Genomic DNA, 16,378 nt, shown 5'->3' with positions numbered 1-16,378 from the left:
CTTTATATCAGTAATTCAAGATTCTTATTTCATGTTCAATTTGGCACGAGTGATGTACTTTTCGATGTCACGGGCTTCGTATGAAGCGGGGAATTCTTTTTCCAATCTTTCGTACATGTTCAACGCACTTTTGTAGTCGTTTGCTTTTTCGAAAGCAAGTCCGGCTTTCATCATGATCACCGGGGTTGTAGCCATATTGGTCGTTCCGGTAGTTGCTTTTTGATAATAGCTGGAAGCTTTTTTGAAATCGCCTAACTGCATATAAGCGTCACCCAAATTTGCCGTTACCATACTGGAGAAAATTACATCATCAGAAGAAAATTTTTCCAAGTGTTTGATGGCATTTTGGTTGTCTCCCAAGTGTAAATAGCAGATTCCCGCATAATAGTTAGCTAAGTTTCCGCTGGGAGTAGAGCTGTATTTGTCAATGATCTCCAAGAAACCGGGAGCGTTTCCATCACCGTTAAGAGCCATGTTGAAAGAATCTTTTTCAAAAAGATTCTCGGCAACAAACATTTGTTTCAGCGCTTCTTGTTCCATCGGGGCCTTGTAGAATCTATAATATCCCAAGATTGCACCTACCACGATGATAATAACGAGTACACCTCTTACCAATAATTTTTGATTTTTCTCGATAAATTGTTCGGTCGAAATCGTGGCTTCTTCAATTTGTTCAAAGCCATCCGCACGTTTCTGTTTCTCTTTTGACATGTTTATATGTTTTTTGTTATTTACTTTTCTTATTCCTAGACGTATCGCTTGTCAACGTGCAAAATTAATTTTTTTTTTGATACCAAAAGGGGCTCCACGAAATTTTATGCAAAAAATTATCTGTCTGGCGGATTATATCCTTCTTTTCCTTACTTTTGGTCATCTGTTTCACGTCTGCGTTGGAACTTGTTGCTTGTAACCACTAACAGTTGAAGTGAATGATTTTAAAGAACTTGAATATTGTCAACTATAAGAATATCGCCGAGGCGAGTGTCACGTGTAGTCCCCGGTTTAATTGTTTTATCGGGAATAACGGTGTGGGGAAGACTAATGTTCTGGATGCCGTGTACCAGTTGTCTATGTGTAAAAGCTATTTCAATTTGCCTGATGTGCAGAATATACGTCACGGGGAGGCTTTTTTCGTGATTGAAGGGCAATATGATTACGGGGAGGAGGAGATTGACGTGTACTGCGGGGTGAAGCGGGGGCAGAAGAAGATTTTTAAAAAGAATAAAAAGGCTTATACCCGGCTTTCTGATCATATCGGGTTGTTACCGTTAGTTATTATTTCACCTGCGGACGTGGTGTTGATTGATGGTGCCAGCGAGGAGAGAAGACGTTTTATTGACGGGGTGATCAGCCAGTGTGATAAGGAGTACCTGCAATTGTTGATCCGCTATAACCGGGTGTTGATGCAGCGAAACAGTTTTTTGAAGGAATATGCGGGGCGATCCATTGATGCGGATATGTTGTCCGTGTGGGACGAACAACTTGCGGACAGCGGACGTGTCATTCTTGAACGGCGTAGGGCTTTTGTGTCCGAGTTGGAGGGGATGTTTCAGGTGTATTACGACCGGGTTTCGTTGGGAAGGGAAAAGGTTATGTTGGAATATTCGACGACTATAAAGGATGATGATTTCCCGACTTCATTACGTGGTAGTTTCGAGCGGGACCGGATATTGACTTATACGACAGTGGGTGTGCATCGGGATGATTTAAACTTGAGCCTAGAAGGGTATCTCGTGAAAAAATTGGGTTCCCAAGGACAGAAGAAGAGTTTCCTGACAGCGTTGAAGTTGGCACAGTTTGCTTACTTGGTGAAACAGAAGGGGGTGAAGCCATTGTTACTGTTGGATGATATTTTTGATAAGCTGGATGCTGACCGGGTAAGCCAAATCATTCAAATTGTTTCAAGCACGGACTTTGGTCAGGTTTTTGTTACAGATACCAATCGTGAACATATTGACGAAATTTTGCAACAACATGCCATGGAATACAAGATATTTCATGTGGAGAGAGGTGAAGTGATGGATTTGTGATTTATAATTTACGATCCTATGATTCCATGATTAAAATGTGTTAGTTGGTGAGAAAGAATCACCTAATCGTAAATTATAAATCACTAAATTTAGTGGAATCTAAAATTTAAAATCTAAAATAGTTGGGGTTGTTTAGAAAATCGTATTTTTGTAGAACGAATTTAATTGTAAAATCATAATAAATAGGAATATTTTGAAGCAGGGTAAGACGTTGACAATGGATGAACTGGTAAATCTTTACTTGGAGCAGATGGGCTTATCCCGTCAGTTCAAAGAGAGGGAGGTGTGCCAGGTTTGGCCGGATGTCGTGGGGGGAATGATTGCTTCCCGGACGAAAAGTTTACGGATTTCAGAAGGAAAAGTGTTCGTGAGTTTCACTTCTTCTGTGGTAAAGAACGAGATTCTGATGGTGAAAGAGGGACTAATAAAAGCCTTGAATGACCGGGTCGGGGATCATGTTGTGAAAGATATTGTGGTGTTCTAGGGATGGAACATTTAATAAGGATATAGATGAAATTAATTGATACGAATGATTTTTTGCTTGGCTCTCATGGGTTGAACCGGTTTCGGGAAAGTCTGGTATCCAAGTTGGTGATGTATATTTTGCGGTTGCATAAACTGGATAAGTTGAACGTGAAGGTGAATGATGACGATCCGGAAGTTCTTTTGGATAGTTTGATTGAGGCTCTGGGAGTGACGATCGACGTGAGCAAGGAAGATTTGGAGAAGATTCCCAAAGAGGGTACTTTTATCACGGTTTCCAATCACCCGTTCGGGGGATTGGATGGTATCGTGCTGGTGCGTTTGCTGTGTAAGTTGCGTCCGGATTACAAGATCATGTCTAATTTCCTTTTGAAGAAAATAGTTCCGTTACAGGATTATATCTTGGGGTTGGACCCGGAGGAGAGCAAGAAGGATTCGAATATGCGAGTGATTAAAGAGGCAATACGTCATGTCATTGACGGAAAACCTTTGGGGATATTCCCTGCCGGGGAGGTTTCTTCTTATCAGGCTGATTCGAATCACGTGGAAGATAAGGAGTGGGATTCTTCGGTGTTGAAGCTGGTGAAGATGGCGAAAGTGCCGGTCATCCCGATTTATTTTAAAGGGTCTAACAGTTTGTTGTTTTATTTGCTGGGAATGATTCACCCGGTATTGAAAACGATTAAATTGCCTTCCGAGTTATTGAATAAGAAAAACCGGGTGGTGAAGTTAAGAATCGGGAATCCGATCAGCGTGGAAACTCAGAATACTTTCCACGATATAGCCCAGTATGGCAAATTTTTGCGGGCGAAAACCTATTTGTTGGGATCTGCGTTAGAAGTAAAGAAGTTTTTTATTAAATCACAAAAAGCAATGCCTAAAGCAGAACCGGTTGCAGCAGAGACAGAGAGTGCGGTATTAAAGAAAGAAATCGAGGGTATCGCTGAAGATTACTTGTTGTTTAACATGAAAAATTACGATATATATTGTTCTCCTTCAGTGAAGATTCCGAACGTGTTGAACGAGATCGGGCGTTTGCGGGAAGTTACTTTCCGTGCGGTGGGTGAAGGTACGAATCGTAGTATTGACTTGGATGAATATGATCTTTATTACTATCACCTGTTTATTTGGGACCGGGAAGAGGAGAAAATTGTCGGGGCTTATCGCGTGGGGAAAGGAAAGGAGATTGTTGACCGTTACGGGATGAAGGGATTTTATATCAATTCGTTGTTTAAGATGCGGAAAGAGATGTTACCCGTGTTGTACGAGTCGATCGAGCTGGGACGTTCTTTTATTACGGAGGAGTACCAGCGTAAACCGCTCCCCTTGTTCATGTTGTGGAAAGGTATTCTTTATTTCTTATTGAAGAACCCTGAGTATCGTTATCTGATCGGTCCGGTGACTATCAGCGGAAAGTACACGGAAGTATCGAAGGAGCTGATTATGCGTTTTATCCAAGAAAATCATTATAGTCATGAACTGGCGAAATATGTGATCCCTCGTTCCAAGTATCAAGTACATTCAGAAGAACCCGGGGTACAAGTAATGTTGGATGCTGCCCAAAAGGATATATCCGTGCTAGACAAGATGATCGGGGATATCGAGCCATCGAGTGATAAGTTACCGGTCTTACTGAAGAAATATATTTCGTTGAATGCCAAGATTATCGGTTTTAATATCGATCCTAAGTTTAATATGTGCTTGGATGGTTTACTTATTTTAGATATTTTTGACGTGCCGATGAAGACGATCGAGTCGTTGTCAAAAGAGATAAATGATGACACGATATTGAGTCGATTTTCCTCGGATAGTGTGGAACTGTAAATTTCCGATAGAATAGCATGTACGATATTTTGTATCTTTTCAAGGGAATGTTGGTTGGTTTAATGGTGTCAATACCATTAGGTCCGATGGGTGTATTAATTATCCAGAAAACCTTGCATAAGGGTGCGCTATCAGGTTTTATTGCCGGAATGGGAGCTGCCTCTGCGGATTTCTTTTACGCTTCGGTGGCGGCATTCGGGTTGGGATACGTGATAAATACCGTGCAGACTCATGAGCTATTATTACAAATTATCGGTGGGATTTTTCTTCTGTGTATCGGGTTAAAAATCTATTTTGATAACCCGATTCGCCAGATCCGTCAACGACGTCAGGGCCGGGTGAGTAAGACCGGGTTGTTGGGAGATTATCTTTCATTGTTTTTCTTGACGGTTTCCAATCCGATCACGGTGGTCGTTTTTATGGCTGTTTTTGCCGGAATGTCCGTTTTCGGGGAATCTTCTTCTATGCTGGGGGAGTTGTTGGTGGTGATCGGGGTGTTGTTAGGCGGTGGCGTGTGGTGGTACACGCTCTCGACTTTGGTAAATATCTTTCGTAAGAAGTTCCGGTTACGCGTGTTAATCACGATTAACCGAGTTTCCGGATTAGTTATCACGATTTTGGGTGCGCTGGTTATTTTAGCTGCTTTCGCTCCTTTTAAAAATCTGGTGATTCATTGATTACCCAGTTCGGATTTTGAATTTAATTTTCCGTTCTTGATTGAAAATGCCGGGAGTCTCCCCAGACCCCGTAGGCTACTTTACAGCCGCTTTTCAGGATACTTTCTTCCAGTTTGCGCATGGATTCCGCGGCACCCTCGTGGGTCCCTGGTTTATTCTCGTAAAGTTTATAAAGGGTGCGGTTCGTTGTGGGAGTGATGTTTGGCATCACCACGTTTGCCCCGATTTCCAGTGCTTTTTCTCTCCCGGCAGGTTCAATGGCCTGGAGGGCCGTGGTGGCAGCGATGTTAATGTCCGGCATGAGAATCCGGAGGGCGGCGACCATGTGAATGGACAGACGCAGTCTTTCCTGGAGGGAAAGGAGTAGATGACGATACTCGTACAAGGGGGTGGCATGGTGTTCCAGGTAAGGCCCCATGCCTACCATATCGATGTCCATGGATTGTAGGAATAGTAAGTCATTTGCCAGATCGGTGATTGTTTGAAAAGGCAATCCGATCATCACTCCGGTTCCTGTCTGATACCCGCAGCGTTGCAGGCTTTCCAGGCATCTCAACCGGGTAGTGTGAGAATGGAGCGGGTTGTTCGGGTGAATCTTGGCGTATAATTCGGGATTGGATGTTTCGATGCGCAACAAATAACGATGTGCCCCGGCATCTTTCCAGCGCTTGTAAGAGTCTTCCGTTTGTTCTCCCAGCGAAAGGGTGACGCCTAGCTCGTTGTTACTGTTCTTTTTGATTTCTTGCAATAAACGGGTAATTCGATCTACAAATGCTTTATCGGAACGTTCGCCACCCTGTAACACGATGGAACCGAAATGATGTGTATAGGCGAAGTCTGCAGCATCAAGAATTTCCTTGTCCGAAAGTGCATATCGGGCTGTTTCCGTGTTGGATTTCCGGATGCCGCAATAAAAACAGTCTTTGGTACAGATGTTGGAGATTTCAATTAATCCCCGGAGGTAGACGTTGTTACCGATGGTTTTGTTCTTTATTCTTTTCGATTCCGAGTAAAGCCGGTTTTCTTCTTCTCCCCGACAAGTCAGCATATTTTCCAGTTCCGGCAGCGTATATATTTTTTTCATGCGATTTTCCTTTTTACAAAAGTAGGAAAAAGGCTCGATTTTACTAAATTTGTTCCAATGAAAAAAAGCGAAGCTTTTTTTCGTTTATAAGGTTTATAAAGTTATAAGGTTCGTAAAGTACTTTATAAACTTTATGTACCTTATGAACTTTATAAACTGACTAAAATGGTGAAGAAAATTGCATTAATCGTTTTTGGAGTTGTCCTTCTCGGAGGAATAGGATTTGCGCTATGGTGGGTGAACGAGCGGGAACGGGAGGTTGATGTTCCGAAGGAATCGTTTATTCCCTATAATTCAGCTGTTGTGGTTAATGTGAATGCGAACGCAAATTTGTCATCGAAAATTGCTATTGCTTTTGACCGGGAGATCAAGACGTTCCGGGAAAGTATGTTGTGTCGGGTGGTGGATACGTTGAAACAGGTGTCTCAGGTAGATACTTCTTCCTACGTGATGGCGATTCGGGTGGAGGGAAAACAAACGATTCGGTTTTTGTACGTGTTAAACCGGAGTGGCTTGTTTTCCAGAGGGGATGTACATGCTTTTTTGCAAAAAATGTTTGCCGGGGTGCAGGTGAAAGAGCGAAAATATAATAACCAGAAGATATACTTGGCAAGTCGGGGAAAGGATGAGGTGTGTTACGCTGTTGTCGGTGGTATGGTGCTGGTTTCTAACTCCGAGCTATATGTGGAGGATGCCGTGAACCAGTTGAGTAATCCCGGTGAAGATGAGAAAGACGGGGCTCCTCGTTTTAAAAACGTGAATCGTTATTTCTCCGCGGGAGCCGGTCTGAACGTGTTCTTGAACACGACTTGTTTCTCCGATCTACTTCCTTTGTTATTACAGAAGGATTTTATTGCTAAACAGACGAACATTGCCAAGTGGTTCAAGTGGGGGGCGTTAGATGGTGAAATAAAACCGAGTGGCGTCAGTTTTAACGGTTTTGTGCATTATGACGGGTTGAAAGCCGCTTTCCCCGTTGCGTTTAAGGGACAACTTCCCCAGGATTCCAAACTGGATGCCGTGATGCCTGCCAATGTGAAAAGTGTTAGTATTCTGGCTCTGAATGACGTGAAGAATTATCTGGCATCTCTTGAGACTTATCGTTATGGGGCGGAACAGATCGAGAATGTTCGGAAAAGAAAACAGGAGTTTGCCCGTCTTTTCGGGGATAAATTGGAGGAAGAGTGGCAGGCTTTGTTGAAAGGTGAATGGGGAAAAGGGACGCTTTCTTATGACGCGAGCCGGAAACAGGAGGAAGGGATCGTGGTGGTTCACGTGAAAGCCGGGAGCCTAGCTAGAGGATTACTGGAAAAGATGTTGAAAACGTATGCCTCGAAGTCCGGGACTTCTGAAACTTCGTTATATCGTTCATTTGCTTTGGATAAAGATAAAAAAGTGAGTTACTTTAAGATGCCTGTTCCCGATTTTGCCGGCGTGATGTGGGGATACGTGTTGGGAGGAATAGCAACGAATTATGTGTTGGTGGAGGATAATTACGTGGTGTTTGCTTCTTCTGAAAGAGGTCTTCAAGCGTTTGCGAGTGATTATATGCGTCGTTTGAGCGTGAGAGAGCAGGAATGGTACCAGAAGTTGAGAACGAAATTGTCCTCGAAGTTTAACTGGATGTATTTGTCCGAGATGGTTTCGATGTTACCTTATTACGAACAGGTGACTAAAGGGACTTTGCGTGAGTTGTTAGAGAGGAATAAAGAGGGAATGGAGGTATTTTCTTCTCTCGGGTTACAATGGGTGTGTGAGGGTGATATGCTGTATCACACGTTGTTTTTAAGTACGGAAGAGGTGGAGCAGAAACAGGCTCAGATCATGTGGCAGACACGATTGGATGCCAGAATGAGTATGAAACCGGCAATCGTGGTGAATCATAACACGGGAGAACGTGAACTTTTCGTGCAGGACGAGGGAAACACGATTTACTTGATTAATGACGTGGGACGTATCTTGTGGAAATTGCCGATCGAGGGGAAGATCAATAGTGAGGTTTATCAAGTAGATATATTTAAAAACGGGAAGTTACAATATTTGTTTTCTACGCCAAGCCATCTTTATTTGATTGATCGTAATGGTAATTATTTACCTCGCTTCCCGCTAGCGTTCAAGTCTCCTTGCGAACAGGGAATTTCTGTGGCTGATTACGAGAATAACAAGAATTATCGGGTATTTGCTCCCGGGGTGGATCATCACGTCTATTTGTACGAGTTGTCGGGTAATTTCGTGAAAGGTTGGGATGTGCCAAAGAGTGACAATGATATTGTATCTAAAATCTATCATTTCCGGGTGGATGGAAAGGATTATCTTGTGTATGCAGACCAGTATCGCTTGTATATCTTGGATCGTAAGGGAAAAGAACGGGTGAAGGTGTCTACCCTGTTGAATTTATCCGGTAACACGCCTTTGTACCTGACGAGGCAGGATGGCCAGATGAAGATCGCTTTCTCGGATATTAACGGGGAGATCGTGCTGGTTGATTTTCGGGGCCGTGTCGAGCGGGTCAAGGGAGAGAAAATGGTCGGTGGCGGAATACTCAACGTGGAAGATATTAATAGTGACGGGCAGGATGAGTTTGTTTATTCTCGGAAAGATATGCTTTGTGTGTATGATGTTCAAGGTAAATTGCTGTTGGAGAAATGCTGGGAAAATGCCGAGCTGAGTTTCCCGTATGTTTATCGTTTCTCGGCCCGGGATTCGAGAATTGGGGTTATGGATGGTAAAGGGGAACGTCTTTTCTTGTTGGATATGAAAGATGTTTCCAAAGGTTTTCCTATACGTGGAAATTCCCCGTTTTCGATCGCTTTCGGGGATAAGGGAAATGCAGGATTTTATTTGTTCGCAGGGAGTGACGGGACGCATTTGTTGAAATATCGGGTTTTGCGATAGTCGTGTTTGTTCTTTACCAACTTTTTACCAACGCTTGTACCTGTTCGTTAAGGGCGAGATGCCTCTTCGATAGTTCTTCGTTCCCAAGAAGGGGTGTATATCGGATGGATAACGAATAGATGTAAGAGTATCTGTTTCGCTAACATGGCGTTACATGGATATTGTTGTTTTTTTGCTTTTTTTTGAAATTAATGGTAAACTTGCAATAGAAAAAATGTATATAAGCGTTATTGTATGAAAATGATAAAATTCGGGTTAGCTTTATTTTGGGTGACATTGATTGCTGGTAGTGCCTTTGCACAAAACGTGGGAAAGTTGAGAAACTATTTGGAAAAAAATAAGTTGGAAAGTGTGGCGGGGCAAGGGTTTGCCAAGAAAAAATTGACAGCAACAGGGGCCCGGGATGCCTGGATTGTACTGGTTGAGGCATGGGAAAAAGAGATTAAAGAGAAATATCATCGTTCTTGGGGATTGAAAACTTTTAACCGGGAGGGGTTACAGATGAAGTTTGATTACCGGGTATTTGGTGAGAAACCGGCGGATGGGCGTTGCCTGTACATATCCATGCATGGAGGGGGTAATGCTCCGGAGGCATTAAACACCCAGCAATGGCAGAATCAGATTCGTTTGTACGAGCCGGCGGAAGGAGTTTATGTAGCCCCGAGGGCGCCTTGGGATGATTGGAATATGTGGTTTAAACCGGGATTGGACGAGTTCTTCGAGGCGTTGATTCAAACGGCTATCGTGGAGATGGGGGTGAATCCGGATAAGGTATATCTGTTGGGGTATTCTGCCGGTGGAGATGGTGTGTGGAGAATGGCACCCCGTATGGCCGATCGCTGGGCGGCAGCCTCGATGATGGCCGGGCATCCGGGAGAAGCTTCGCAGGTGAATTTGCGTCACGTTCCTTTTATGATCTGGATGGGAGAAAATGACGGGGCATACGACCGGAATAAGTTGGCGGTAGCGAAAGGGAACGTGTTGGATTCTTTACAGCAAGTGGAGCCGGAAGGGTATATACACGAAACGCATATTGTGAAAGGCAAGGGGCATTGGATGGATCGGGCAGATACGGCAGCAATTGCGTGGATGGCTAAATACAAAAGAAATGCTTTGCCGAAAGAGATTGTCTGGCGTCAGGAAGAGGTGGTTCGTCCGTCCATGTATTGGTTGGGAGTAAATCCGGCAGATGCTCGTCCGGGAATGACCGTGGTGGCGGAACTTGCCGGAAATGAAGTGAAAATCGTGAAGAGTGATTATCCGAAATTAAGAGTTTATCTGAATGATAAGATGGTGAATATGGATAAGTCGGTAAAGGTTACTTATCAAGGAAGGATTTTGTTTGAGGGAAAGGTGGAGAGAACGATGGGATGCTTGGCAAAAACTTTGCAGGAAAGGGGAGACCGGGAATTGATGTTTAGCGGGTACGTGGATGTGGAAATATAACCTTGAAAATGAGGTGCGCAGAAGTTTCTCCAAAAGTTATAGGAATAGCTCGTCATCGCTTACAAACAGATGGGCAAGGGGTTTCTACGTTGGTGGCGTTTCATGGCTGCCCGTTGCATTGTAGGTATTGCTTGAATCCACAATCGTTGAACAATGGGAGGTACTGGAAACGATATGATTGCAGGACATTGTACGAAGAGGTTAAGGTGGACGAGCTTTATTTTTTGGCTACCGGAGGAGGGGTGACTTTTGGGGGAGGGGAACCGTGTTTGCAGAGTGAATTTATTGGGAGATTCCGGGAACTTTGCGGGAAAGAATGGTTGCTGACAGTGGAGACGTCTTTGAACGTGGAGCAGGAGCATATAGAACGATTACTCCCAGTTGTCGATCGTTTTATTATTGATATCAAGGATATGAACCCGGATATTTATAAGCAATATACGGGTAGAGATAACGAGGCCGTTGTTTGCAATCTTCGTTTGTTGGTGGAACGAGGCCGAGGGGAGGATATGCTTGTGCGTGTACCTCTTATTCCCGGTTATAATACCGATAAAGACCGGGAGAAAAGTTGCAGGCAATTGGAGATGATGGGGATAAAGTATTTTGATCTTTTCACGTATAAGATAAATTCGTGTTATGATGCAAGGGAAACAAACTTGTAAAATACTGAAAGAGATTCGCAAGCAAGTTGCCCGGGCGAATGATATCGAGTATGTTGTTTCAGAGTGCCAGTATAAAGGCGATTGTTTGGGAACTTGTCCCAAGTGTGAGGCAGAAGTTCGTTATCTGACACAGGCTTTGGAACACAGGCGTTTGGCAGGAAAGGTTGTTTCGTTGATGGGAATATCGATAGGCTTGATGGGAGTTCCTACTGCGGCATATACTATGGGGGAGGAAGTGGCTGTTGAACAGGATACGGTCTGTTTAGGTGTGGGAGAGATTCTTGTACGAGGAAGAGTGGTGGATAGTGTGGGAAATCCATTGGCGAATGCACATATCGTGGAAAAGGGGATGACAATGGGAACGTGTAGTAATCAAGACGGGTATTTCTCTTTGAGAGTATCTGGTGTGTTACCGTTACGGGTCTCGTTTATCGGGTATGAAAGCAAAGAAGTCTGGGTTCCAAGGGGGGGAGTGTCCAACCTAAGGGTTGTGTTGAGTCAGGGGATTTTCGCACTGGATGAGGTGGGGGTAAATTGCTATTTTAATAGCACGAAACATTTTGTCATGACAGGAATGATGACAACTTTCGCTAAAGGGGATAATATTTTGGTACCCCAAGGTTGGTTTCGAGTTGAAGGTTGTGTCGAGGATGAGAATGGAGAACCTTTATCGGGAGTTGTGATTTATCGTAAACGAAAAGGGAAAAATTTCCCAGAGTGTACAACAATAGATGGAGGAACATTCGAGTTTTGTTTGAAGAGACGTCGGCGGCTTTGGTTCTTCAAGGAGGGGTATCAAGCACAGAAGATGAGAATTAAAAAAAAGAATGCTTTAGATCTTCGGGTTGTACTGAAACAAGCAGAGTGTAATACAGGGAATGGTGAGGCATTTCTTTAATAACCAGCCTAAAAAGTCGCATTTTGAACTTTTGGGGCTTTTAAATATTGAGCATTGTAGGCGATATGATGCTTATTATTTTGTGATACATGAAATTGTTAATAAAGGTGTGAAATTCGATAATAAATCATATATTTGTTCGGATAAAAGATTTATTATACATGGAAGTAGGTGGTGGACATGATTTTGACTCTTTTTTTAAATCCTTTTTAAATCCGATCTGTTTGTTTATAGAACGGGTTATGAAGGATCGAGAGGACGTGACCGATTTGGCTCAAGATGTTTTCTTGAAAGTGTTCGAGCGGTGGAAGGAGTTTGAGACGGAGGAAAATGCGAAAGCTTTTTTGTATATATCGGCCCGTAACCTTTGTTTTGATCGTCTGAGGCGTAAACAAGCCGAAGATAATTATCAGTCTCAATATTCTCAGGAGGAAGAATCGATTTCTTCTACCTTTTTGCAGGAAGTGATGCGTCAAGAGACTTCCCGTATCCTTTATTCTGCCATAGACCGCTTGCCGGAACAGACACGCCAGGTGATTTTGTTGGGGATGGAGGGAAATTCTAACGTGGAAGTCGGAGAGTTGTTAGGTGTGTCGATAAATACCGTTAAAACGTTGAAAAAGAATGGATATTCAGCTCTTCGAGAGATGTTGTCTAAGGAGTATTTGATCTTGTTGTTGATTTTATTAGAAGAATTCTGATATTTTTTAGTGTCCCATTCACCCGTTTTTTGAGGGGTTGCGTCTTTACTAGTAAAATGTATTACATGAAAAAGGTGGAACAAGATAAAGCGCAAAAGTTTGAGGCGTCTGAACAAGAGGCTTTATTCAACACATTCAAGATTTCTCGTCGTGTGGCGGAAGATATTGCCGGGTGTATGGATGAAACCGGGAGACAGGAATTGGAAGCTTGGCTACAGGAATCGGACGAACATAAGACTATATTCCAAGATATAAAAGACGAATTAATAACCCAGCCGAGAACATGGCCCTATTCCGGGGAACAGGTGGAGTGCCAATTGATGATGTTCCATCAACGTAGAGCAAAAGTATCCCGGCGCTCCATAAGTTGGTGGCGTTATGTTGCCGTATTTATTTTATTACTCGGTATTGCGGGGGGCATTCATTGGCGGGTTGCCAAACAAGATGTGATGAACACGCCGATCCAGATGGCCCAAGGATATGCCGTGTTGGTTTTGTCGAACGGGGAGAAGGTGACGTTGCAGGATTCATTGGGTTCTGTTTCAGAGGAACCTTCCGTGGATATTCAAGTTTCTGATCAAATGATTTCGTATAAAAACGAACGGGAACGTGTTCGGGAACAAACGTATAACCGGCTTGTTGTTCCCCGTGGGGGAGAGTTTAAGGTGGAGTTGGCAGATGGTACGCGTGTCTGGTTAAATGCTCAAAGCGAGTTACGCTATCCGGTTCAGTTTATAGGGAATCAACGAGTGGTCTATTTAAAGGGCGAAGGATATTTTGAGGTGACCTCGAATGAAGAAAAACCTTTTATTGTGAGAACTCTTTCGGATGTAGAGGTGAAGGTACTGGGTACGAGATTTAACGTGTCGGCATACGAGGACGATGCAGATGTGACAACGACGCTGGCCGAGGGGAGTGTGGAGGTGACAGTGGGGGGAGAATCGATTCGGATAGTACCGAATGAACAATTGGTGTTTGACAAAAAAAGACATACCTCCCTTCTTCGGGAAGTGAATGCTTCTGTTTATTCGGCTTGGAAAGATGGTAATTTTTGTTTTGAAAATCAACGATTGGAGCAGATTATGGAGCAGTTGAAACGGTGGTACGAGATCGAGGTCTTTTATGCAAGGGAAGAGGTGAAGAATTGCCGATTCACGGGTGATTTGAAAAAGTATGATAATTTTGAGAAAATCGTGAAGATGATTGAAGAAGTCGCGGGTGTGAAAATAAATATAAATGGTAACAGCATAGTTATTGGGGCTAAATAAAAACGGAAAGGCTCCTACCCCTTTCCGTTTCATATGAACATGGTCCATATTATAAATTTAATTCTACAAATCTATGAAAAAAAAGCGAATGTATGCATTCCTTTGGGGAAAGTATGTGTTAAAATTTTTGAAGGTTATGAGATTGGGGATCTATTTATTACTATTGACGACATTTGTTGTAAATGCCAATGTCTTTTCTCAACAAACAAGGGTAACGTTGGATATAAAACAGCGTTCAGTATCAGAGATTATCTCGGAGTTACGTCAAGTTTTTGATTATCGTTTCTTGTTTAAAGGTGAAGATCTGGAGAAATGTGGAAAGAAGGACTTGAAGGTGAAAAATGCCGGGGTTGAAGAGGTGATGAATCAATTACTTCAAGGAACTGGACTGACTTGGCGGTTGGAAGATAACGTGATCTTGATCAAGGCAACTCCTCAGCTGGAAATGGTAAAAGTAAAAGACGAGGACAAGGTTAAGGTTATCAAAGGATGGGTGCATGATACCAAAAAACAGGCCTTGCCGGGTGTAACGGTTAAAGTGGTAGGGACTTCTGTGGGAACAGCTACAAACGTTAACGGTTGGTTTACTATGCCAATGACTTTAAAAAAGGGTATCTTAGAGTTTTCTTTCGTGGGCTTTAAGAATAAGCAGGTTCATTTCTCTGAAACTTCGGATACGTTACGTGTTGTACTGGAAGAGGATGTTGAGGCTTTGGAAGAGGTTGTGGTGACCGGTTATCAAGTGTTAAAAGAGAAATCGATGGCTGGTGCTTACAGTAAGGTGAATATGGATGACTTGGAGTTTGGTGGTGGTGCAACCTTGGAACAGGCATTACAGGGAAAGGTCCCGGGAATGATGGTGTTGAATACGAGTGGTTTGACAGGAAAACGTCAGCGGGTGCGTGTTCGGGGAACCTCTACTCTGTTAGGAAATGCAGAGCCAGTATGGGTGGTTGACGGTATCATCCAAGAAGATCCGTTACCTTTCTCAACGAATGATTTCAACAATTTGAATCAAGATAATATGGATATGATTCGGGATTTCGTTGGTGGGGCGATTTCTTGGTTGAACCCGAATGACATTGAATCAATCACTGTGTTGAAAGATGCCGTTTCGACTGCAATCTACGGAGTAAAGGCTGCCAATGGTGTGATTGTGATCACGACGAAAAAAGGTAAAACGGGACGTATGGCAGTAAGCTATTCGGGTAATATTTCTTACTCTCCCCGGTTGAATTATAATAAAATGGAGTTGATGAATTCTAAGCAACGTGTGGAGGTTTCTCGTGAAGCGTATGAAACTAACATTCCGTTGTTGGGAACTCAAAATATCGGTTATGCAGCCTTGGCAAAAGCGTATCGTAACCGGGAAATCAGTTTGGAAACTTTTACTGCAGAAGCAAAGCAGTTAGAGAAAAACAATACAGACTGGTTTAAGATTTTGTTTAGAGATGCAATCAGTCACAACCACAATGTTAGTATTTCCGGTGGAAATGAATCAGCGACCTACCATGCCAGTTTGGGTGTAAACCAAACGAATAATACGGCAAAAGGAAATGATCAGACGCAATATACGGGTAATATCAGTGTGGGTACGCATTTGTGGGAAAATATTACTTTAGGAATCTCTTTGGCCGGTAGCATATCCGAGACTAATGCTTTTTTAGGAGCTGACCCATTCACGTATGCTTCAACAATGAACCGGGCAATTCCTAATACGACAGAGGATGGAGAGTTGTTCTTTTATCAGCATGCTGATAACGGTTACTTGTTTAACGTGGTAAACGAATTACAGAATAGCAGTAACAAGAATACTTTGTCGAATATTAATGCCAGTATAAATTTACGTTGGCAGATTATAGATCATTTGTCGTTCACAACTACTATGGGGTATGCTTTTTCTTCATCAGAAGGGGAAAGTTACTATACGGAGCAATCTAATTATATTGCCAATATAAGAAAATTCAATTTTGAAGAATTTGTTCCTGGAGATATGGAATATCAAAGATCGGTCTTGCCTCATGGGGGTGAGTTGAATGTCTCTAATAGTAAATCAACCAGTTTTACTTGGAGGAATCAATTGGATTTTGTTAAAGTGTTTAATGGGTTACATGCCGTTTCTTTAGCCATCGGACAGGAAATGCGTTCGGCTAGATCTACCGGGTATTCTAATAAGGCTTATGGGTATATGCCGGATCGTGGGAAAGTGGTGGTAAATGTTCCTCCATTTTGGTTAGATGACAAGGGGGATATAAAAAGTGTGAGTGATTTGTACCGTGTCGCCCCTTCGATTAGGGACGCTCAAGATAATAATTTGTCTTACTATGTGGCTACTTCATATATGTTTGACAACCGTTATGCATTCAATATGAGTGTTCGCGGGGATGCTTCCAACCGTTTTGGTCAAGAC

At 42.9% G+C, this 16,378-nt stretch carries 13 protein-coding genes; 11 read left to right on the top strand and 2 right to left on the bottom strand.

From position 1 onward, the window contains the following. Positions 1-24: 24 nt before the first annotated feature. A complete protein-coding gene (locus AB5542_RS16010; RefSeq protein ID WP_087421725.1) occupies positions 25-711 on the bottom strand; it encodes a tetratricopeptide repeat protein in 687 nt (228 codons plus the stop codon). Between the two features lie 218 nt (positions 712-929). Between AB5542_RS16010 and recF the strand changes: the two genes are divergently transcribed. The 4 genes from recF to AB5542_RS15990 all read left to right on the top strand — a co-directional run bounded on the left by recF (position 930) and on the right by AB5542_RS15990 (position 5,014). Next, positions 930-2,030 carry a DNA replication/repair protein RecF gene (recF, locus tag AB5542_RS16005; protein WP_288215213.1) on the top strand — a complete coding sequence of 367 codons (1,101 nt, stop codon included), beginning with the start codon at positions 930-932 and terminating at the stop codon, positions 2,028-2,030. Between the two features lie 193 nt (positions 2,031-2,223). Then, positions 2,224-2,514: a DUF721 domain-containing protein gene (locus AB5542_RS16000; protein ID WP_229128248.1), complete on the top strand. Its 291-nt coding sequence runs from the start codon at positions 2,224-2,226 to the stop codon at positions 2,512-2,514. A 26-nt stretch (positions 2,515-2,540) separates the two neighbouring features. Next, positions 2,541-4,337 carry a lysophospholipid acyltransferase family protein gene (locus AB5542_RS15995; protein WP_087421728.1) on the top strand — a complete coding sequence of 599 codons (1,797 nt, stop codon included), beginning with the start codon at positions 2,541-2,543 and terminating at the stop codon, positions 4,335-4,337. A gap of 17 nt (positions 4,338-4,354) precedes the next feature. After that, complete coding sequence (locus AB5542_RS15990; protein WP_087421729.1) at positions 4,355-5,014, top strand: LysE family translocator; 660 nt, start codon at positions 4,355-4,357, stop codon at positions 5,012-5,014. Positions 5,015-5,036: 22 nt separating this feature from the next. Here the strand turns inward: AB5542_RS15990 and hydE are convergent, their stop codons facing one another. Continuing rightward, entirely contained in the window at positions 5,037-6,098 is a 1,062-nt protein-coding gene (gene hydE, locus AB5542_RS15985; RefSeq protein ID WP_288215212.1) for a [FeFe] hydrogenase H-cluster radical SAM maturase HydE, read from the bottom strand. Between the two features lie 165 nt (positions 6,099-6,263). Between hydE and AB5542_RS15980 the strand changes: the two genes are divergently transcribed. The 7 genes from AB5542_RS15980 to AB5542_RS15950 form a co-directional block, all read left to right on the top strand. After that, entirely contained in the window at positions 6,264-8,993 is a 2,730-nt protein-coding gene (locus AB5542_RS15980) for a WD40 repeat domain-containing protein (RefSeq protein WP_288215211.1), read from the top strand. 234 nt (positions 8,994-9,227) lie between these two features. Beyond that, positions 9,228-10,439 carry an alpha/beta hydrolase gene (locus AB5542_RS15975; protein WP_288215210.1) on the top strand — a complete coding sequence of 404 codons (1,212 nt, stop codon included), beginning with the start codon at positions 9,228-9,230 and terminating at the stop codon, positions 10,437-10,439. Between the two features lie 8 nt (positions 10,440-10,447). Continuing rightward, positions 10,448-11,101, top strand: coding sequence for a radical SAM protein (locus tag AB5542_RS15970; RefSeq protein ID WP_288215209.1), 654 nt, complete (start codon positions 10,448-10,450; stop codon positions 11,099-11,101). After that, on the top strand, positions 11,079-11,999 hold the full coding sequence (locus tag AB5542_RS15965) for a carboxypeptidase-like regulatory domain-containing protein (RefSeq protein ID WP_288215208.1): 921 nt from the start codon (positions 11,079-11,081) through the stop codon (positions 11,997-11,999). The genes AB5542_RS15970 and AB5542_RS15965 overlap by 23 nt, the downstream gene beginning before the upstream one ends. A 161-nt stretch (positions 12,000-12,160) precedes the next feature. Next, positions 12,161-12,700 carry an RNA polymerase sigma factor gene (locus tag AB5542_RS15960; protein ID WP_270542831.1) on the top strand — a complete coding sequence of 180 codons (540 nt, stop codon included), beginning with the start codon at positions 12,161-12,163 and terminating at the stop codon, positions 12,698-12,700. Between the two features lie 65 nt (positions 12,701-12,765). After that, positions 12,766-13,968: a FecR family protein gene (locus AB5542_RS15955; RefSeq protein WP_288215207.1), complete on the top strand. Its 1,203-nt coding sequence runs from the start codon at positions 12,766-12,768 to the stop codon at positions 13,966-13,968. 73 nt (positions 13,969-14,041) lie between these two features. Next, the coding region (locus AB5542_RS15950; protein WP_368243208.1) for a SusC/RagA family TonB-linked outer membrane protein at positions 14,042-16,378 on the top strand (2,337 nt) is incomplete at its 3' end.

The sequence above is a fragment of the Butyricimonas sp. RTP31003st1_G1_RTP31003_210430 genome, from assembly GCF_040920905.1.
GTDB classification, from domain to species: domain Bacteria; phylum Bacteroidota; class Bacteroidia; order Bacteroidales; family Marinifilaceae; genus Butyricimonas; species Butyricimonas paravirosa.
This window is presented reverse-complemented; position numbering and strand designations above follow the sequence as displayed.

What these genes read in the sequence shown, in the direction of transcription:
- AB5542_RS15955 (WP_288215207.1), top strand. Translation starts at nt 12,766, where the DNA reads ATGAAAAAGGTGGAACAAGATAAAGCGCAAAAGTTTGAGGCGTCTGAA.
- AB5542_RS16010 (WP_087421725.1), bottom strand. Translation starts at nt 711, where the DNA reads ATGTCAAAAGAGAAACAGAAACGTGCGGATGGCTTTGAACAAATTGAA.
- AB5542_RS15990 (WP_087421729.1), top strand. Translation starts at nt 4,355, where the DNA reads ATGTACGATATTTTGTATCTTTTCAAGGGAATGTTGGTTGGTTTAATG.
- AB5542_RS15995 (WP_087421728.1), top strand. Translation starts at nt 2,541, where the DNA reads ATGAAATTAATTGATACGAATGATTTTTTGCTTGGCTCTCATGGGTTG.
- AB5542_RS15960 (WP_270542831.1), top strand. Translation starts at nt 12,161, where the DNA reads ATGGAAGTAGGTGGTGGACATGATTTTGACTCTTTTTTTAAATCCTTT.
- AB5542_RS15965 (WP_288215208.1), top strand. Translation starts at nt 11,079, where the DNA reads ATGCAAGGGAAACAAACTTGTAAAATACTGAAAGAGATTCGCAAGCAA.
- recF (WP_288215213.1), top strand. Translation starts at nt 930, where the DNA reads ATGATTTTAAAGAACTTGAATATTGTCAACTATAAGAATATCGCCGAG.
- AB5542_RS15980 (WP_288215211.1), top strand. Translation starts at nt 6,264, where the DNA reads ATGGTGAAGAAAATTGCATTAATCGTTTTTGGAGTTGTCCTTCTCGGA.
- hydE (WP_288215212.1), bottom strand. Translation starts at nt 6,098, where the DNA reads ATGAAAAAAATATATACGCTGCCGGAACTGGAAAATATGCTGACTTGT.
- AB5542_RS15975 (WP_288215210.1), top strand. Translation starts at nt 9,228, where the DNA reads ATGAAAATGATAAAATTCGGGTTAGCTTTATTTTGGGTGACATTGATT.
- AB5542_RS15970 (WP_288215209.1), top strand. Translation starts at nt 10,448, where the DNA reads ATGAGGTGCGCAGAAGTTTCTCCAAAAGTTATAGGAATAGCTCGTCAT.